Source organism: Bartonella elizabethae F9251 = ATCC 49927 (assembly GCF_000518165.1).
GTDB lineage: Bacteria > Pseudomonadota > Alphaproteobacteria > Rhizobiales > Rhizobiaceae > Bartonella > Bartonella elizabethae.
Genome location: NZ_JADB01000001.1, coordinates 187,792 through 207,245 on the forward strand (window position 1 = coordinate 187,792; position 19,454 = coordinate 207,245).

Here is a 19,454-nt window from a genome sequence, read left to right on the forward strand (position 1 = left end):
GTTATAACATTAAAATTTTCTCTGTCCAGTCATCAAAAGAAAAATAATTGATTTTTTAATAAGTTTATCTGCCTATTCTAGAGAGTTATCAATGAATCTTTATCATAAAATAAACTTGATAGGTATGTTGTGATACATTAGTCTATTGTTATCAGAATGCTATATTATCGTGGTGCGGATACGAAAAAAATTAAAAGAATCAAGAGAGAGGCATGATTAAGAAAGATTTTTTTACAAAGTTTCCGTGAATTTTAAGCCTACGAAATAATAGAAAACATTTTTGATTTTTTTTCTAAAAAGACGCTTGATGAGTCTTTATAACAATTTGTTTTTCTTTATAAAGGAAGCAAAATATTTTAAAAGGGGAGAAATAATGATAATGTTACAAAAACCAAGCAATCGTCCCAATAATACTAATTTTTCTTCAGGTCCTTGTAGCAAAAGACCTGGTTGGAGTTTTGATGTTCTTAAAAATGCATTAGTTGGGCGTTCGCATAGATCAAGGGAGGCAGAATTAAAACTGGCCGAGGTTGTTAATTTAACCCGTGAGATTCTTGAAGTTCCTTCTGATCATCGTATAGGAATTATGCCAGGTTCAGATACCGGTGCTGTTGAAGCGTCTCTATGGTCTTTATTAGGTGAGCGTGGCATTGATATGGCGGCGTGGGAAAGTTTTGGATTTGGGTGGAATAAAGATGTTGTTGAGCAATTAAAGCTTTCTGATGTGCGTCGTTTTGAAGCCCCTTATGGTGAAATACCAGACTTAACGCAACTTGATTTTGATCGTGATGTTGTTTTTACATGGAATGGCACAACTTCTGGTGTGCGTATTCCGAATGCAGATTTTATTCCGGACAAGCGGGCAGGATTGACCATTTGTGATGCAACATCAGCTGCTTTTGCACAATATCTTGATTTTTCAAAATTAGATGTTGTTACCTTTTCGTGGCAAAAAGTTTTGGGAGGTGAAGCAGCACATGGTATGGTGATTTTAAGTCCTCGTGCTGTTGAGAGGCTTGAAAATCATGTTCCCGCTTGGCCTATGCCTCAACTTTTCTGTATGACAAAAAATGGAAAACTGAACGAAGATATTTTTAAAGGAAAAATAATCAATACGCCTTCTATGCTTTGTGTTGAGGATTTTCTTGATGGGTTGAAGTGGGCAAAATCTCTAGGAGGCGCAGCGGCATTAAGAGCAAGGGTTGAAAAAAATTTTTCTGTACTTGATGCTTTTGTTCGTAAAACGCCATGGTTAGAATATCTGGCAAAAGATCCTGAAGTGCGTTCTAACACATCTATTTGTTTAGATATTGTGGATCCAGTGATCACTGCTTTAGAAACTGAAAAACGAATATCTTTTATAAAAGCGGTTGTAAATCGTCTTGCTGAAGAAGATGTTGCTTATGATATCAGTTCCTATCGTGATGCTCCTCCTGGGCTTCGAATTTGGACGGGTATAACAATTGAAGCTTCCGATCTTGAAATTTTAACACAATGGCTTGAATGGGCATTCCAAGTTGAAAAGGCACACCTTTAAATAATGCAGGTGATTTTCACAACAGATTTTTAAACAGAAAAAGGATACGAAAGATCATGATGATCTTTCGTATCCTTATATTAGACAAACAACTTCTAAATAATTGACATGAATTGTAAAAGATTAAGAGGGAAAATGAATGTTTTGTCAGAGGGGAAAGCATAAATTGAAATTTCTAATTTTTCACTTTTGGGAGCAAAAATGACAGATTTAGAATATTGGGGTATTTGTTTATCTTTATTATCATAAATAAAAAAATTTAATTCCTTGAAGATTGAGAAAAATCTGAAATGAGGAGTCGCACTTGCTCTAAGGTTTCGCTATAAGCAAGTATTTGTTTTTGGATGCTGGTTTTTTTGACCAAACACGACGGAGAAAGTTATGGCCAATGTAGTTGTTGTCGGTACACAATGGGGTGATGAAGGCAAAGGTAAAATTGTAGATTGGTTGTCTGAGCGCGCAGATATCGTGGTAAGATATCAGGGGGGGCATAATGCTGGCCACACATTGGTTATTGATGGAGTGAGTTATAAATTATCACTTTTACCGTCTGGTTTAGTTCGTGGGAAGTTATCAATCATTGGTAATGGTGTTGTTGTTGATCCTCATCATTTTGTTGCAGAATTAAAAAAATTAACTGATCAGGGTGTAAAAATTACCCCAGAAATTTTACGGATTGCTGAAAATGCTCCCTTAATTCTTTCTTTGCATCGTGATCTTGATGCAATTCGAGAAAGCGGTTTATCAGGTTTAAAGATTGGAACAACAAAGCGTGGTATTGGACCGGCTTATGAAGATAAAGTGGGGCGTCGTGCTATCCGAGTGATGGATTTGGCAGAAAAAGATACGCTTATGGCTAAGATTGAGCGGCTTTTGAGGCATCATAATGCTTTGCGTCGTGGGATGGGTGTTGCAGAGATTGATTCTCAAGCGCTTTATGATGAATTGATGCAAGTTGCAGATAAAATTCTGCCTTTTATGGATTGTACGTGGCATCTTTTAGATCAAGGTTATCGGGAGGGGAAACACATTCTTTTTGAAGGCGCGCAAGGGGCTTTACTCGATAACGATTTTGGAACTTATCCTTATGTAACATCATCAAATACAGTTGCGGGACAGGCATGTACAGGATCTGGGATGGGACCTGGAGTCATTCATTATGTTTTGGGTATTGCAAAAGCTTATACTACACGTGTTGGAGAAGGGCCGTTTCCGACAGAGCAGATAAATGATATTGGTGAATTTCTTGGGACACGTGGGCATGAATTTGGTGTCGTAACCGGTAGAAAGCGTCGATGTGGTTGGTTTGATGCAGTTCTAGTTCGTCAGATGGTCACAATTTGTGGTGTTCAAGGTGTAGCATTGACAAAACTTGATGTTCTGGATGGTTTAGATGAAATAAAAATTTGTATTGGTTATGAGCTTGATGGTAGAAAGATTGATTATTTACCTTCTTCCATGGGGGCTCAAGCCCGTGTAAAGCCTATTTATGAAACATTAGAAGGTTGGAAGGAAAAAACAGCTCATACATTGAGGTGGGAAGATTTACCAGTGCAGGCTGTTAAATATATACGCTATATCGAAGAACTGATTAATGCAAAAGTAGCTTTATTATCCACAAGTCCAGAACGTGAAGATACTATTCTTATTACAGATCCCTTTGCAAATTGATGATTGTTTTTAGGTTTCCATATAGATTCTTTGTTCATTTTTGTGGCTCTTAACAAAGAGCGTTTTTAAGAGCGCGTGAGAGAGGAAGGTGTAAAATAACATTGTTTATTTTTTATATTCATTTTACACTATCACGATAGTTGCACCAATATAAATGACAATTAATTTATGAGGCTAAAAAATTTTTTGGCTTTAGGGCTGGGGTTTCTTTTCTCAGTTTAAGAGAGATTATAGAGGAAATGGTAGATTTCGTTGGAATCTTAAAAAAGGCGATTAATGCGCAAAATAATGTTACACCACAAGTGCGTAAGCGGATTTATAAACGGGCTATCGAAACATTAGAAAATCAATTTTTAACAGCAAAAATACCGCAAGCAATAGCAGATAAGCAAAGAGACATTCTTCAAAGCGCTATTACAACGGTTGAAGAAGAATATTTAGCAGTTGAAAAGAAGTTGCTTTCTTCAGTTATTGGGTGGAATCCCATGAATATAAATGAAGATAAAAAGTACACAAAAGAGATCATACTACCAAAGAATAATGAATTTTCAGGGATAAATATAAAAAGCAAGCAGAATTTTGTTACATGTTTAAAGGATAACAAGGTCTTTGATGATTCTTGTGTATCGGATATGCCAGAGGCAGAACCTGTTAATATGGAGGCTTATGTATCGTCTGAGCATGTTAATCGCTATGCGTTAAAGGTTTCTCCTTCACAAGAAGATAATCCGCATATTGTTTCACATATTTTTTCTCAAGCTTTACGTCGTGCTAATAAATCATTGGTGCAAAGGCGTATTGTGATAAGTGTTATTTCTGTTGTGAGCTTTGTTGTTTTAACAGTTGGTCTTTTTTTTATTGGGGAGCGTGTATTTGTATCAAATGATCATCAATTTTTAGGAGAAAACCTTGAAGCTTCTCACGGGTTACCAAAGAAACTTTCGGTTAAGAGAAAGTTAACACAACGCTTATTAGAGGATGGGAGTGAAATTGATGTTGGTTTAAAACAAGCGGCAGATTCTTTCGATACAGAAGGAATCTCAACAGTTGTTGCCAGCAATTTGCAATCACTTTCAAAATCAGGCGAGGCTGTTTTTTATCAGGCACGGACAGATTATGATGCAGAAAAGGTAGCAACGGGAAGCGCTCGCTGGACGCTTATAAGGGAATCGCATGTAAAGGGGGCTCCAGAAGAAATGGCTATACAAGGTGATATAACAATTCCCGATGAAGGGCTATCATTACGGTTAATTTTACGTCGTAATACCGATCGGTCATTTCCTGCTGCATATATGATGGATCTTATTTTTATTCTTTCTGATAAATTTTCAGGCAAAGCTATAAGCAATGTTCAAGCATTAACCTTTAAAGCAAGTGAACAATCCATTGGGCAGGGGTTAACAAGGGCTATTTCTGCAAAGATTAAGGATGATTTTTTTCTTGTTGCATTGAGTAGGAATCATCCATTTATAGACGGAAATTTACAATTGATGCGAAAATTAAATTGGATGCGTTTGGTATTAACGGATAAAAATGGACGTATAAATGAATTAACCTTTGCAAAAGGTCCGACAGGTGAATCTATTTTTAATGAAGTTATTGGACAATGGCTTGCACAACAAGATAAGTTAATAGTTCTTGATCAAAAAAATAAAACATAGATACAAATAAGATAAAAGGTTATTTCTTACCATCTGTTTTTTATCCGTTATATCTAAACGTACTCAATAAGGTACACATATTAATAACTCAAAGAGTTTAAGAGGTTCATTGATAAAGATAAAGCCAATAGATGCCTTTCTCATTTCCAATTTAAGAAAGTACAAGCAATTGGCTTTATAGCTAATTTTTAAAGTCTTACACTTGACTTTGAGATAAAGCAGAATCTCTGATAGAGTTTTGTACTTTTTCAAATGCACGCATTTCAATCTGTCGCACTCGCTCTCGACTAATATTAAATTCACCAGAGAGCTCTTCTAGCGTTAACGGTATATCGTTTAAACGACGTGCTTTGAATATACGCTTTTCCCGTTCATTGAGATTGCTCATGGCATTAATAAGCATGGAACGACGATTTTCTAATTCACTTTTTTCAATTAAAATTTGTTCCTGGTTGTTCGATTCATCCACCAACCAATCTTGCAATTCGCTGTTTTCTCCTTCTTTTGTACGAAGGGGTGCGTTAAGCGAAGTGTCACCACCAAGTCGGCGATTCATTGATACAACTTCATCTTCTGTGACATTCAACTGGGTTGCAATTTCCTTTACTTGTTCTGTATCAAGATCGCCACTATCAAATGCTTGAAGTTTATTTTTTAACTTACGAAGATTGAAAAACAAGCGCTTTTGATTGGCTGTTGTCCCCATTTTCACCAAACTCCAAGACCGTAATACATATTCTTGGATTGATGCTTTAATCCACCATATTGCATAGGTTGCAAGACGAAAACCACGCTCTGGCTCAAAACGCTTAACAGCTTGCATGAGTCCGATATTACCCTCGGAAATGACTTCTCCAATGGGGAGGCCATAACCACGATATCCCATCGCGATTTTAGCGACGAGACGCAAATGACTGGTAACTAACCTATGTGCAGCTTTTAGATCATTATGCTCACGATAACGCTGAGCGAGCATATACTCTTCTTTTGGTTCTAGCATTGGAAAACGACGCACTTCTTCTAAGTAACGGTTTAATCCGCCATCACCTGTGATTACTGATAACAAATTCATATGGGCCATATAGCACCCTCCTTTTATCTGAATTCCCTAATAAGGCAAATTCTACGTTTAAGATAGCGAACTATCCTTGTAACTTCACTTTAGCATATTTTTCAATTTTGTTCAAAAAAAGATATTTTATTGTGAAATCTTGAGACGAAGAAAAGTTTCAATTCATTTTTTTAAAGTGCTTAATAAGTGTAGCCATATCTTGAGGCATCGGTGCGAAAAACGACATAACTTTACCGGTAGAAGGATGTTCAAAAGTAAGACTTGCGGCATGGAGTGCTTGTCGATTAAATTGGTCGATTGCATTTTTCAGAGTGGGATTAAGAGTGTTTGATTTTGTTTTAAAAGCATTTCCATAAACCGTATCACCGACGAGTGGATGTCCGATATGTGCCATATGAACACGGATTTGATGGGTACGTCCGGTTTCCAGACGACATTCCAGAAGACTAGCAAAAGAGGTTGAGTCTTCGCGAGTACCATATTTTTCAAGCAGTGAAAAATGTGTAACGGCATGACGAGCATGAGGGGTTTGGTTATGGACAACAGCTTGCTTTGTTCGGTTATGGGGCGAACGGCTAAGTGATGCATCAATTGTCCAGACATTGCGGTGAGGTGTCCCCCAAATCAAAGCGTGATAGCGTCGATCTAGTGCGCAGGTTCGTCCATGATCAGAAAATTGAGAACTGAGACTTTTATGAGCCAGATCATTTTTTGCAACGACCATAACACCGCTTGTATTTTTATCAAGCCGATGGACAATGCCTGGGCGCTTAACACCACCGATACCAGATAAACTATTCCCACAGTGATAAATAAGGGCATTAACCAACGTACCAGTCCAATTACCATTGCCAGGATGAACAACAAGACCCGCTGGTTTATTAATAACAATGACATGATCATCTTCAAAAAGGATGTCCAATGCAATGGCTTCAGCGCTAGGTTCTGCGTCACGAAGGTCAGGCATTGCCAATTCAATTATTTGGTTAGATTTTAATTTTGTTTTTGGTTCCTTTATGAATTGACCATCAATTTTAAGGCAGCCTTCACGGATGAGGGTTTGCAAACGCGAACGTGAGAGCACAGTATGATATTGTTTTGCAAGCCACTGATCAAGACGTTGTCCAAGAGCACCTTCATCCGTTATTTTCTGTATAACCATACGATTCCTATTAAGTTTTTAATAAGATTTTTACCAGTATGAAATTGCTTTGCTATCGAGAAATTCTTTAATTCCCCAATGTCCACCTTCACGAGCGCGCCCAGAGAATTTTACACCTCCAAAGTAGCTCCCATCAGGTAATCCATGTCCGTTAACTTCTACCATACCAGAGCGTACTTGTGCCGCAATACGACGACATTTGTTGCGATCTTGCGATTGAATATAGTTTGTAAGACCATACTCAGTATCATTTGCTAAAGCGATGGCTTCTTCTTCTGTCCTAAAGGAAAGAATCGAGAGAACTGGACCAAAGATTTCTTCTTTGAAAATACGCATATGAGGTTTTACATCAGCAAAGACTGTAGGACGGACATAATAACCACGTTCCATCCCTATAGGTAAACCGGTTCCCCCTGCAACAAGAGTTGCCCCTTCATCAATGCCCGATTGGATAAGATCTTGAATTTTGTCATATTGTTTTTTTGAAACAACAGGTCCAATATGATTACCTTCTTGACAGTTTGGTCCTACTTTTGTGGTTTCTGCAATATCTTTGGCTATTTTTATGGCTTTGTCATAGATGTTCTGTTCCACAAGCATACGAGTCGGTGCATTACAACTTTGTCCACTATTATAAAAGCAATGTCGCACACCCCGCTCAATAGCATCTGAGTCGGCATCAGCAAAGATGATATTTGCGCCTTTTCCTCCAAGTTCCAGACAGACTCTTTTTAAAGTAGCACTGGCATTTTTAGAAATATCTTTTCCTGCTCTGGTTGAACCAGTAAAGCTGATCATTTCTAGATCTGGATGTGCTGAAAGGTAAGAACCAACAGTTGCACCATCCCCATTGATTAAATTAAAAACGCCGGCAGGAAGCGCGGCTTCATCTAAAAATTCAGCAAAAAGCATAGCAGAAAGAGGCGCAATTTCAGAGGGTTTTAGCACCATGGTACAGCCCGCCAAGAGAGCTGGGATAACTTTAAGAGTTACTTGATTCATGGGCCAATTCCATGGCGTAATTAATCCTACGACGCCGATAGGGTCGTAGTGAAGGATTGCGTGTTCATTTCCCTTTATTAAAGTTTCTTGGAACGAAAACTCTTTATAAGCTTCGATAAAATCGCGAATGTGGGAACCACCGGCTGCGGTTTGCGCATTAAACGCCATATCAATCGGTGCACCCATTTCCATTGAAATGGTTTTAGCCATGTCTTTGGAACGTTTTTCATAGATCTCTAAAATTTTTTCAACGAATCCAAGACGTTCGCTTGGTGAAGTGGTTTTCCATTTTGGAAACGCTTCTTTTGCTGCATTAATTGCTTTATCAGCATCTTTTGTGCTTCCAAGGCTAATGACAGCACAAGCTTCTTCTGTTGATGGATTAATGACGTCAAAATCGTGAGGCGTACTTGGATCATCCCATAGACCATTGATATAAAATTTCCGTTTATTAAACATAATTTACTCCCTTTTTTCTATTTATGTTTATGTAATTATGATTATCTTAGTCTAAGCCTTTTTAAACGAAGATAACAAGGATAATCTTATAAAAACGCGAGAAATGAGATTGTGTTATGATCATCAAATATGGAGCGTTAAATAGAGCAATGCTTCTATAACTGTTTGTATTATGGGGACACATCGTTTTTATAAAATGGGGGAAGAAGAGAGGTATAGACAACTTTCTTGACGTTTTTTATCACGAAGTTTTCTTCAAAATAAATGGAATAGGTGCGATAAGACACTATCAACCTTAGCAATTTCTGTCATAAACTTTAAAAGAAAATATTATGCATTTGGTCATCATTTTTTTTCATTAAAAAGTAACCATTAGCAAAAGGTTATTAACCTTCATATGATAGCTTCTATAAATTCTTTTTGAAAAGGTTATTTTTCTCATTGCTATAAATTTGTTGGGTGCCCATGCATAATTCAAAAACAAAATCTATTTCTACGTCTTCTTTGTCTGATGATGGTACGAAAGATGCATCAAGAGAAGATTTATCTATTAAGATTACAGAGATATTTCCTTATCCGGAAGTGTGGAAAAAGGCATTTACCCTAGGAAAAAATGTCCGTTTTACACGAACCCCAGAAGTTGAGATTTTACGTCGTCGTATAGAAACAGATCCAGTTTTTGCAAAACAGTTTAAAATTTTTACGAAGCAAGATCGAAAAAAAATTACAGATGTTGTGCATTCTAAAAAGAAAACAACAAATGTTTCATCGACAAAAAAAGTCATTAATCCCCAATCGATAGAGAATAAAACCTCAGTTTGTCATTCAACGGTTTTAAAGCAGTTGTCACAGCAAACGACTAGCATACCATCAGCAAATATTCCCCCTGAGGAATATAAACAAGAGCATGAATTACACGTGAAAAATGAGCTACAAAAAATAAAGCCTGCTTTGCATCTTTCTGATGATGCATTTTTTGAGTGTGGATCTTTGATATTTGAATCTGTGGATACTCAAATTTCAAAAGAGAATGGCACACTGATTGATACGAAAAATGAAAGGATACCTGATGTTCCTTCTGTTTTTGATGAGTCAATAACGGCTCTTTACCGTGTGCTTGAATACCGCTTTCCGCAACTCTATGATTCAATTACATCAGACTCTCCAGCGGAAAGGATGAGAGGCGTTGAGCAAATTTCTGATTTAATGAATACGAATAATGATCCTATGAAGGATTCTACAGAATATCATTCTAAGCTTTCTGTTGAAAATTCTGCTCATATGTTAAATGATACTGAAGTGCTAAGTGACACTAGGGATGCCATAGAGACTGAAGAAACTCATAATACTGCCGCCCATAACACTTTCGATTGTCAAACAAAGGATGCTACAAAGAATTCAAAAGAATTGTCTGTGATGCAAGCAAACGGTAAAATGAAAGCATTACAATCTACCCGTGTACCCTTAGGCAATCATAATTCTTCTTTTATGAAAAATATTCAATCTATTGACTGTGATGTTTATGAATTTCCTCCGATTAGTTTATTACAGAAACCTGTTTTTCATGAAGGGACGATGATTCCTCAGGAAACATTAGAACGTGGTGCTGGACTTTTGGAAAGTGTTTTGGAAGATTTTGGCATTAAGGGTGAAGTTATCCATGTTCATCCGGGACCCGTGGTAACAATGTATGAATTTGAGCCCGCTGCGGGTGTAAAGTCATCGCGTGTTATTAATCTTTCTGATGATATTGCACGTTCTATGTCTGCTATTTCCACACGCGTTGCTGTCATTCCTGGACGCAATGTTATTGGGATTGAGTTGCCTAATGCGGTTCGTGAAACTGTTTATTTACGGGAATTAATCCAAACGCGTTCTTTTCGTGAAAGTGAATTTAAACTTGCTCTTGCTTTGGGGAAAGGGATTAATGGGGAACCTGTTATTGCAGAATTAGCAAAAATGCCTCATTTATTGGTTGCAGGAACAACTGGGTCAGGAAAATCTGTTGCAATTAATACAATGATTTTGTCGATTCTTTATCGGATGACGCCCCAGCAGTGTCGTTTGATCATGGTTGATCCTAAAATGTTAGAGCTTTCTGTTTATGATGGCATTCCACATCTTTTAACACCTGTTGTAACAGATCCTAAAAAAGCGGTCACCGCTTTAAAATGGGCGGTTCGAGAAATGGAAGAGCGTTATCGCAAAATGGCGAAATTAGGTGTGCGTAATATTGATGGTTTTAATGCACGCGTTGCACTTGCGGCTCAAAAAGGCGAAACGATCATGTGTACTGTACAGTCAGGTTTTGATAAAGAAACAGGGGAAATGCTTTATCATGAAGAAGCTATGGATCTTACGCAGCTTCCTTATATTGTCGTGATTGTTGATGAGATGGCTGATCTCATGATGGTGGCGGGGAAGGAAATTGAGAATGCCATTCAGCGTTTAGCGCAAATGGCGCGTGCGGCAGGTATCCATCTGATTATGGCAACGCAGCGTCCTTCTGTTGATGTTATTACGGGGACAATTAAAGCAAACTTTCCTACCCGCATTTCTTTTCAGGTCACATCAAAAATTGATAGTCGTACGATTTTAGGTGAACAAGGGGCTGAAACGCTTTTAGGTCAAGGAGATATGCTTCATATGGCAGGTGGGGGGCGCATTGTGCGCGTTCATGGACCTTTTGTCTCTGATGAAGAAGTTGAATCGGTTGTTGCACATCTTAAAATGCAAGGAAAACCTGATTATTTAGCAACGGTCACAGATAATGAAGACGAAAACAATGAGGATATTGCTGCTGATTCAACGGCTGAAGTTTCTGAGGAAGAAAATTTTGATGAAGAGAGTGAGAGACTTTATAACCAAGCTGTAAAGATTGTTATGCGTGATAAAAAATGTTCAACATCTTATATCCAGCGCCGACTTTCAATCGGCTATAATAAAGCAGCTTCTCTTGTTGAGCGTATGGAAGAAAAAGGCATTGTGGGAGCCGCTAATCACGTTGGTAAACGTGAAATTTTAATCAATGAAGGAAAATAAACGAGCACATTTAAAAATATGCGATTTTTAAAATATCTGACAGTCATTATTTAAAGAGCAAATATGTGTTTTATTTTTTCAAGTCAGATGTGACCATCTATTTATTTTTTGAGAGACTTATTAAAAAATTGAGTAGAGAATAATAAAGCAACCTTTTAACTGTTCATGGGAAGAATAGGCTGATACAAAAGGGCGGAGATTTTTTTAATATTTCTAAAGGGCCTTGAATGTAAGGAAATGAAATAAATCTTTATAGGAGAACAGATGATTTTTGTTCTTTTTTCTATAGCGGTTTTGATGAAAAAAGGGTCTTTGAAGTATTCTGGGAAACATCATAAGAAGAGTACCCAAAGATCTGGGGTGCTTTAAAATGCTACGCTGAATTTATGATCATTTGATGTTTTGGCGCAAGATAAGATGTTGTGACGGGAAACTTTATTTGAAAAAAGAAATTTTTAATTTCGGATTTTTATAATATAATATATTGAATTGTAATAATAATTTATCTTTATTCCTATTGAATAAAAGTTTCAAGTATCATAAAATTTTCTCGTCTCAAATCTGTTTACATTGAAACAATCAAAACTGTTTTTTGTCCATCATAGTAAAAGCGGCGGAGGGTACAAAATATTTAAAAGGAATAAAAATACCTTTTAATGAACATTTTCAAACATAAGAACCATCGGGTATATTATGGACTAGACGCGTATAATAATAATGCAAGCGAGTTCTTTTAGAAGGATAAAAAGGTAAAGCATAATCCCTTGATATCCGTGATGGGGGCTTTTACATTACGACATTTACTGATGTCGATATAATAAAATAAGTTTGGAACAAGATGTCTCTTTAAGACAAGTGTATGAATACGCAAGTATATTCTTCTGAGAGTACTATTTTATGTGAGGGACATTTTTCTTTGTAACAAAATTTATTACAATAATAGGTGAATTGGAAGATTCTTTTTACTCTTGTTTTGTTGGTGAAACAGTCAAAGTTTTGCTACAGATAATTGATAATGAGATATCCAGTTATTTTAATGAGAGTAGGTATTTTTTAAATAAATGAGCATTATTCGTTTGAGAGTTAATCCAACACTTTTTTAGTTTTAGTTATGTCATTAAAAGCAGATGAGTTAAGTACAAGTGAATTAGAGTGTAAGCAAGAAGCCTTTTGTTTTACACCAGAGCTTTTGCCTCGACCTTTTACTTGGAAAATCGATCACAATGGTTTATTTTGTGAAGTTTCAAAAGAGCTAGCTGAAGTTGTTGGGCCTCTCTCTTCCTCTATTCTAGGATGTAGTTTTCATGAGCTTGCTCATCAATTTAATGATGATCGATATCAGGTTCTCAGTCGTTTTATTGAAGCAGCTATGCCGTGGAGTAAAGAGATTGTTCAATGGCCTGTTGATGGTTGTTCACAATGGCTTGATGTTGAATTGTCGGCTTTACCAATTTTTGATGTTAAAAAGCAACTTAAGGGGTTTCGTGGCTTTGGTGTTTTAAAAATACAAGAAAGAGTTCAAGAAAAAAGAGACGAAAAGCTGGAGACGGAAATGCCGCGTCTTACGGAGATAGAACGCTCAGCTTTTCGTGAGATTGCAGAGCAATTACGAGATGAATTGAATTCATCAGTAAAAGAAGAGAATTTTGTTGAAGAAACAGCTATTCAGTTATCACATCCACAAACATTGCCAGTAAATGTGATAGAACAAGTGCTCATAAAAGAACCCGCTGCAGTTTTATCATTGTTGGAGACAGCAACAGATGGTGTTTTATGGTTAGATGAACAGGGTTTTATTCAATCGGCAAGTAAGGCTGCTTTAGCATTAATGGGTTATGAAATAAATGAACTACGAGGACAGCCACTCTCTTCCCTCTTTACTTTGCAAAGCCGATTTTTGGTTGAAAAATATTTTAAATTAATCCGTATGAAGAGGAAAAATCAGGTTTTAAAGTGTAATGAAACAGCTGATTTAATGACGAAAAGTCATAAAAATAGAACCGTTCTTATAACGATTGTATTTTTGGCACAGCAAGGCAATTATGCTGTTATATTGCATGATATGACAAAAACAGCTCTATCAGAAGAAAAAAAAGCAGAAGAGAATAAAATCGTTGGAGTTGTTCATGAAATACGAACACCTTTGAATGCTCTTATTGGTTTTGCAGAAATTATGAGAGAGGGGCGTTTTGGTTCGATAGACAATGAACGTTATCATGGATATTTGCGCGATATTATCTCCTCTGGAAAACATATATTATCACTCATTAATCAATTACTAGAATGTTCGAAGAATAATTACTCTGGTTCTAATAATCAGATTGATTCTTCCCTTATTTCTGAAACATTTGATGTGATATCTTGTTTACGTGCGACGATAGCTTTTCTTGAAAATCAAGCCAATCATAATGGCATTATCATGCGCATTGTTGCTCCATCGCATGTTCCATTTATTCCTGTATCACAACAAATGTTTCGCCAGATTATATGGAATCTTCTTTCCAACGCCATTCGTTTTACACCTCTGGGTGGTCAGATTATTGTTCATGTTTCTTATAGAAAAGGGCGCGTAAAAATTTCAGTGAGTGATAATGGTATAGGAATGAGCGAAGAGGAAATTGTACAGGCCCTACAACCTTATGGTCAAATAGAGCGAAAAGATGGTCGATCTGGTGACAGTACTTTTATGGGTACAGGCTTAGGGCTCCCAATGTGTAAGGCAATGGTGGAAGAAAATGGGGGAGAATTTTTATTGTTCTCAAAACCCAACCATGGAACGACTGTGGAAATGTTTTTTCCTTGTGTTCCATGAGGTTAATCATCCCATAAATTTACTTTTTTTTAGCCAAGAGATCTCTAATTTCTGTTAGAAGTTGTTCTTCTGAAGAGGCTTTTTTGGGATTTTCTCCTTCTTCTTTTCTACGGATTTTATTCATAGCTTTAACAAAGAAAAAAAGAACCCAAGCAATAATGAGAAAATTGATCAATAAAGTGATAAAGTGCCCATAGCTAATGGTTGCTCCTGCTGCTTTGGCGGCACTTAAAGTCGCTTGTTTTTCGCCAGCAAGTTGAATAAACATATTAGAAAAATCAATTCCACCTGTAACAAGTCCAATGATGGGCATAAAAATATCATTGACAATTGAGTTGACTAAGCTACCAAAAGCGCCTCCGATAATCACACCAATAGCAAGATCAATCATATTACCTTTTAGGGCAAATTCTTTGAATTCTTTAAGCATTGCAGTTTCCCCTTTATTTAAGCGATATACGGTAATTTACTTACCGCTTTTGATGAAAAAGGAAAGGGCAGATTTTATTTTTAGGATTATACTACAACATTAATATTATTTTCCAAGAACTTTATGAGGCTTAATAAACAGCTCTATGGATTCTGTTTGAATATACATATCTCTTGTAGATAAAAGCTTTTTGGGTAAAAACTGCTTCTGCTTTAGGAAGCTTCGCGAATGAAGTATTATATATTGGTGTAAAAAGAACATTGAGAGTAAAAAAATTATATTCCAGCTCTGATGGAAAAAATAGATCGATGAAGCAGGAATAAAATCTATAGACCAGATGTTTCTTCTTAATTCAACAAGCGTTGTCGCAATTATAGGCAAGAGCTTATCTAAGAGCTATTGTATTGTGTTACATAAGTTGAAAGTAATCATCATTTTGACTGAAGGAACCACACTTTCATTGGCTGGAAGATTGTATCAGATTATAGATAGTAGAACTATAGAGTTTGCGAGCCGCTGGTATAATAAGTATGCGTTTAATGATTAACTGTCATTACTTAAACTGTATGTTAGACAAAGTACCTATAGATGCAAAATTGTATTTTGTGCACCAGCAATGGTAATAACGCAGATTCTTCAAAACTTTCTTAATACAGTACAAACGGTTAAATACCACACTGCTCAAATGGCGCAACAATGGCATGAATGTAAGATGATTTTACGAACTGTGTTTTCTATAAGTTTAGGAGGAAACAGCTTTATAGAGCAAGCTTTGTTTCTGTTGGACGCAATATAACACAAAGGAATCTGTGGAATAGAGATAATTTTCTTGCATTTTTAAAGACATTATTGGCTTGCCTGCAAGAGAGACACATGATGTGGTGAAAAGCCATTGATGTCTCAATTCATACGGGCATTTGATAAGATTTAGGATTTACATACATGCTTAAATATCTGAACACTTGTAAAAAAGAGAAATATTTTTTTTTAAGAATAATTTTTTCTATTCAGGAATTATAAGCATCCACGAGAATGATGATAGATTAATGAATTTTCTTCTAGAAGGGAAATATTATTTGGGTAATATGCTCTCTTGGCGATCTTTTGTGTTAAAAGATGTATGTGAGATGTGATGGATCATTTTTATGTTGTGGAGAAGGATTGATGAGTTTTTTTCGTTGTATTGGCCGTTCTGCTTTATTTATGTTGGATCCAGAGCATGCACACCGTTTAGCGATTGTGGGATTAAAAAGTGGATTAAACGGTTGTCAAAAGGTTGTTGATAAGCGATTGTGTATAAATATTGCAGGGCTTGAGTTTAAAAATTTTATTGGTCTAGCAGCGGGGTTTGATAAAAATGCAGAGGTTGTTGATGAAATTTTTCGTTTAGGATTTGGTTTTACTGAAATTGGAACAGTGACACCAAAGCCTCAGGTTGGAAATCCTAAACCACGGCTTTTTCGTTTAAAAGAAGATGAAGCAATTATTAATAGAATGGGTTTTAATAATGACGGGCATCAAGTTATTTACAACAGACTGCGGGCATGTAAAAAAAATGGTGTTGTAGGAGTCAACATTGGAGCCAATAAGGATACGGTTAATAAGATTGACGATTATACTGTTGGCATTGCTCATTTTTATGATGTTGCGGATTATTTTACGGTTAATATTTCTTCTCCTAATACACCAGGTTTACGCGATTTACAGGCTCGTGATAGTTTGCATCTTTTGTTGAATGCCATCTCAAAAGCGCGAAAAGAGCAGGAGAAAAAGCGTGGATTCTCGATTCCCATTTTTTTAAAAATTGCTCCAGATTTATCAGAGAAAGAGTTGGATGATATTGCTGAAGAAATAAAACTTTCTGATTTTGATGGACTCATTGTTTCCAATACGACTCTTTCACGCCAAGGTCTTACCAATAGTCCTTTCAGCAATGAAGAGGGGGGGCTTTCTGGACGTCCACTTTTTGAGCGTTCTACTATTGTGCTTGCAAAAATGCGTCAAAAGTTAGGGAAGGAGATTGCAATTATCGGCGTTGGCGGTGTAAAGGATGCAAAAACCGCTTTGGAAAAAGTAAAAGCAGGTGCAGATTTAATTCAATTATATAGTGGAATGGTTTATGAAGGTCCAAATCTTGTCGTAACTATTTTGAAAGAGATTTTACGGATGATGCAACAAGATGGTGTTGATAACATAAAAGACTATCGTGATCATGGTCTTGAGCATTGGGCAAAATTTCCCTTGTAAAAATTTCCTTCGTAAAAAATATTTTTTCTTCACAAAAAATTGCGAGATTTTTTTAAAGGGGCTTGCAAACTTTGTTGATCTTCCTTATGTCACATAAGCGAAGAATAAATGTTTACAAAATCGTGAACAATTATGATAGATTTGCTTTTTATGCGGTTGTAGCTCAGTTGGTTAGAGCGCTGGTTTGTGGCACCAGAGGTCGTAGGTTCAAATCCCACCAACCGTACCAAGAGCGACGTCATTTCTGCACTAATTGGGGAGAGGGTGTGCCACTGGCCTCGCGCATATGGGAGCCTGCAAATATGCTATCATGCGACTTCCTATTATCCTCCATGAGATTGAAGCCGGAAAACTTGAGGCGGCGGTAGTGCATTATTGCAAGGAGGAAGCACCATGTTTAACATAATAATCTCTTTTATTCCGTGGAGTATTTACTCCTAGGTTATCAATGAAAACGTTTTAAGTCTGGTCGAACGCTCTCTCATCTTGACTGTGATTTTATTGTCCATTATTGCTGTGAATATTAAAATTGTCCGACGGGGGGAACTCATGATAATGACTAACATTCTGACAGTTATTGTCCTGTTTGTTAATTATTTCGCTAGATGGTCTACACTTTTACTGAGCTACCCCACAGTTTTTTGCTATCTGTCACTTGCTCTGGTTTCATTGATGAGCTTTTTGATAAAGAAACCCTTTACCATTTTTTATGCCAGTGTTGGTGTTTCTGAAGAAAAACGCAAACATATCCTATTTTATCTCATCAATAAATATATTACATGGATTTGGGTAATCATCTTTTTTGCCAATAGTCTTCTAGGGGCTTTTTTTACATGGTCCCCCCAGCTTTGGTGGGGCACTATGAGTTTAATTTGTGCTGGTATTCTTTTTTCTAAATATCTTCCTAACATCATGCAATATTTTTATCGCGTCAAACATCATGGAGCATAAACATCATGGAGCATAATATGTCATTGTTTAATATTCTGACCGGAACCCCTTTATGGGTCTGGGGGTTGCTTATTTTTCTCATTGCGTTGGGAATAAACGCATTGAAAGATAGGGAAATGGGTGTTATCCGCCTTTTTCTATTGCCGTTAATCTTTCTTTTTTTGGGCGGAAGCGATGTGATTAACAAGCTGGCGTTCCCGCTTTGGGGAGCAATCTCAATGTTGGCGGGGCTGATGATCGGCATTGGCGTTGGTTGGTTGCTCTGGCGTGCCACTCCGCGTTTAAAAATCAAAGAGGGAACGGATTTAATTATTCGGCCTGGTACGCCGTTGACGCTGATATTTATTCTTATCGCTTTTGTCATCAAATTCACATTGATTGTTTTTCTCAGTGTTAAACCTGATTTGAAACATGCATTTGATTTTAATCTTCTTTTTGGTCTTTTAAATGGGTTCACTGATGGTGTGTTTTGGGGAGGCACATTAAATTTATATAGAGCATTTCGAAAGAATCCAAATTAATCCCTATACCATTAACTGTGGGGGCTTTCTATCAGAACTATCTCAATAGAAGCTTATACCTAACAACAACGCTGTATATAAATGCAGCGTTGCTCATCGTTTCAGATTCTTGTTCCAGCGCGTGAATACGTGACGGAAGTGAATAATATCTGACTATGCCCTCTTGGGGGCAGAGAGAGCCTAAAGACTTAGAATGCTACGCGTTTAAGCTAGCTGGACTTTGAGCAGACGGTTTATCGCTCATGGTAAATTAATTTGTTTTACGATTCAAAAAGAGAATAGTGATGGTTTCATTGGCGTAGGTGGGCAAGAAAACTCTTAGTTTGGTAATGCGTCAACAATTTGTAGAACTATGTTGTGGAACCCATACGCAAAGCGGTTGCTATGATGGCATGAAGCTTTTGTCAAGCATTATGATATGGTAGAAACCGGTGTTTAAGGTTTGTACGACCCAGTAGCATTACGTTTGAGTATTTAGGAGCGGCAGACTCCATATAGGCTACGCGTACAATATGTAAAGTACGCTTGCGGGAGTCAGTGTGTCATTATTGCATTGTGCACGCAACCCTCTAGCGAGTACTTCATTGGTAAGGCTGTTTTTTGAAGCTGGTTGTAATTATCTGTGTGTTTTTTAAGAGAACGTTAGCATGCGATGTATCGCGTGCAGTACCATTTTCCTTTGTACAACTATTTTCATTTTTCTTGCTTTCTTCTTAAAAAAAACTGCGATTATTGGTTTTTTGGGGTCGGTTTAAGCGATAACAGAGTAAAGACTTTTCTCTTGTATTTTTTTTTTTTGTTCAAAAAAGCCGAAGCGTCTTAATGAGTAGAGATCTTGTCTAAAAAGATATTTTTAAGATTTATTTTCAATGGAATAGAGAGTTTCT

General features: G+C 36.9%; 12 protein-coding genes and 1 tRNA gene. 9 read left to right on the plus strand and 4 right to left on the minus strand.

Annotation, left to right across the window (positions count from 1 at the left end):
* Window positions 1-373: 373 nt before the first annotated feature.
* The 3 genes from T429_RS0100945 (at window position 374) to T429_RS0100955 (ending at window position 4,869) form a co-directional block, all read left to right on the plus strand.
* Complete coding sequence (locus T429_RS0100945; protein ID WP_005774019.1) at window positions 374-1,537, plus strand: phosphoserine transaminase; 1,164 nt, start codon at window positions 374-376, stop codon at window positions 1,535-1,537.
* A gap of 381 nt (window positions 1,538-1,918) precedes the next feature.
* A complete protein-coding gene (locus T429_RS0100950) occupies window positions 1,919-3,208 on the plus strand; it encodes an adenylosuccinate synthase (RefSeq protein ID WP_005774018.1) in 1,290 nt (429 codons plus the stop codon).
* A 239-nt stretch (window positions 3,209-3,447) separates the two neighbouring features.
* The gene (locus T429_RS0100955) at window positions 3,448-4,869 is read left to right on the plus strand and encodes a hypothetical protein (protein ID WP_005774017.1); all 1,422 of its coding nucleotides are present in this window, start codon (window positions 3,448-3,450) and stop codon (window positions 4,867-4,869) included.
* Window positions 4,870-5,065: 196 nt separating this feature from the next.
* On the opposite strand, the gene rpoH is transcribed toward T429_RS0100955, so the two are convergent.
* The 3 genes from rpoH to T429_RS0100970 form a co-directional block, all read right to left on the minus strand.
* The gene (gene rpoH / locus T429_RS0100960; RefSeq protein ID WP_005774016.1) at window positions 5,066-5,950 is read right to left on the minus strand and encodes an RNA polymerase sigma factor RpoH; all 885 of its coding nucleotides are present in this window, start codon (window positions 5,948-5,950) and stop codon (window positions 5,066-5,068) included.
* 148 nt (window positions 5,951-6,098) lie between these two features.
* Window positions 6,099-7,103, minus strand: coding sequence for an RluA family pseudouridine synthase (locus T429_RS0100965; RefSeq protein ID WP_005774015.1), 1,005 nt, complete (start codon window positions 7,101-7,103; stop codon window positions 6,099-6,101).
* 30 nt (window positions 7,104-7,133) lie between these two features.
* The gene (locus T429_RS0100970) at window positions 7,134-8,564 is read right to left on the minus strand and encodes an aldehyde dehydrogenase family protein (RefSeq protein WP_005774014.1); all 1,431 of its coding nucleotides are present in this window, start codon (window positions 8,562-8,564) and stop codon (window positions 7,134-7,136) included.
* Between the two features lie 465 nt (window positions 8,565-9,029).
* Between T429_RS0100970 and T429_RS0100975 the strand changes: the two genes are divergently transcribed.
* Window positions 9,030-11,606, plus strand: coding sequence for a DNA translocase FtsK (locus tag T429_RS0100975; protein ID WP_005774013.1), 2,577 nt, complete (start codon window positions 9,030-9,032; stop codon window positions 11,604-11,606).
* 1,111 nt (window positions 11,607-12,717) lie between these two features.
* Window positions 12,718-14,418 (plus strand): PAS domain-containing sensor histidine kinase, encoded by a 1,701-nt coding sequence (locus T429_RS0100985; protein WP_005774011.1) that lies wholly within the window; start codon window positions 12,718-12,720, stop codon window positions 14,416-14,418.
* 19 nt (window positions 14,419-14,437) lie between these two features.
* Here the strand turns inward: T429_RS0100985 and mscL are convergent, their stop codons facing one another.
* A complete protein-coding gene (gene mscL / locus T429_RS0100990) occupies window positions 14,438-14,848 on the minus strand; it encodes a large conductance mechanosensitive channel protein MscL (protein WP_005774010.1) in 411 nt (136 codons plus the stop codon).
* Window positions 14,849-16,012: 1,164 nt separating this feature from the next.
* Between mscL and T429_RS0101000 the strand changes: the two genes are divergently transcribed.
* The 4 genes from T429_RS0101000 (at window position 16,013) to T429_RS0101015 (ending at window position 18,567) form a co-directional block, all read left to right on the plus strand.
* Window positions 16,013-17,095: a quinone-dependent dihydroorotate dehydrogenase gene (locus tag T429_RS0101000; protein ID WP_005774009.1), complete on the plus strand. Its 1,083-nt coding sequence runs from the start codon at window positions 16,013-16,015 to the stop codon at window positions 17,093-17,095.
* 152 nt (window positions 17,096-17,247) lie between these two features.
* Window positions 17,248-17,324, plus strand: a tRNA-His gene (locus T429_RS0101005).
* Between the two features lie 326 nt (window positions 17,325-17,650).
* On the plus strand, window positions 17,651-18,046 hold the full coding sequence (locus T429_RS0101010) for a hypothetical protein (protein ID WP_005774008.1): 396 nt from the start codon (window positions 17,651-17,653) through the stop codon (window positions 18,044-18,046).
* A gap of 17 nt (window positions 18,047-18,063) precedes the next feature.
* The gene (locus T429_RS0101015) at window positions 18,064-18,567 is read left to right on the plus strand and encodes a DUF6622 family protein (RefSeq protein WP_026500817.1); all 504 of its coding nucleotides are present in this window, start codon (window positions 18,064-18,066) and stop codon (window positions 18,565-18,567) included.
* The last annotated feature ends 887 nt before the right edge of the window (window positions 18,568-19,454 follow it).

Bases quoted from the DNA above. Each gene is read 5' to 3' on its own strand.
- mscL (WP_005774010.1), bottom strand. From the start codon at position 14,848: ATGCTTAAAGAATTCAAAGAATTTGCCCTAAAAGGTAATATGATTGAT.
- T429_RS0101000 (WP_005774009.1), top strand. From the start codon at position 16,013: ATGAGTTTTTTTCGTTGTATTGGCCGTTCTGCTTTATTTATGTTGGAT.
- T429_RS0101015 (WP_026500817.1), top strand. From the start codon at position 18,064: ATGTCATTGTTTAATATTCTGACCGGAACCCCTTTATGGGTCTGGGGG.
- T429_RS0100970 (WP_005774014.1), bottom strand. From the start codon at position 8,564: ATGTTTAATAAACGGAAATTTTATATCAATGGTCTATGGGATGATCCA.
- T429_RS0100950 (WP_005774018.1), top strand. From the start codon at position 1,919: ATGGCCAATGTAGTTGTTGTCGGTACACAATGGGGTGATGAAGGCAAA.
- T429_RS0100945 (WP_005774019.1), top strand. From the start codon at position 374: ATGATAATGTTACAAAAACCAAGCAATCGTCCCAATAATACTAATTTT.
- T429_RS0101010 (WP_005774008.1), top strand. From the start codon at position 17,651: ATGACTAACATTCTGACAGTTATTGTCCTGTTTGTTAATTATTTCGCT.
- T429_RS0100965 (WP_005774015.1), bottom strand. From the start codon at position 7,103: ATGGTTATACAGAAAATAACGGATGAAGGTGCTCTTGGACAACGTCTT.
- T429_RS0100975 (WP_005774013.1), top strand. From the start codon at position 9,030: ATGCATAATTCAAAAACAAAATCTATTTCTACGTCTTCTTTGTCTGAT.
- T429_RS0100955 (WP_005774017.1), top strand. From the start codon at position 3,448: ATGGTAGATTTCGTTGGAATCTTAAAAAAGGCGATTAATGCGCAAAAT.
- rpoH (WP_005774016.1), bottom strand. From the start codon at position 5,950: ATGGCCCATATGAATTTGTTATCAGTAATCACAGGTGATGGCGGATTA.
- T429_RS0100985 (WP_005774011.1), top strand. From the start codon at position 12,718: ATGTCATTAAAAGCAGATGAGTTAAGTACAAGTGAATTAGAGTGTAAG.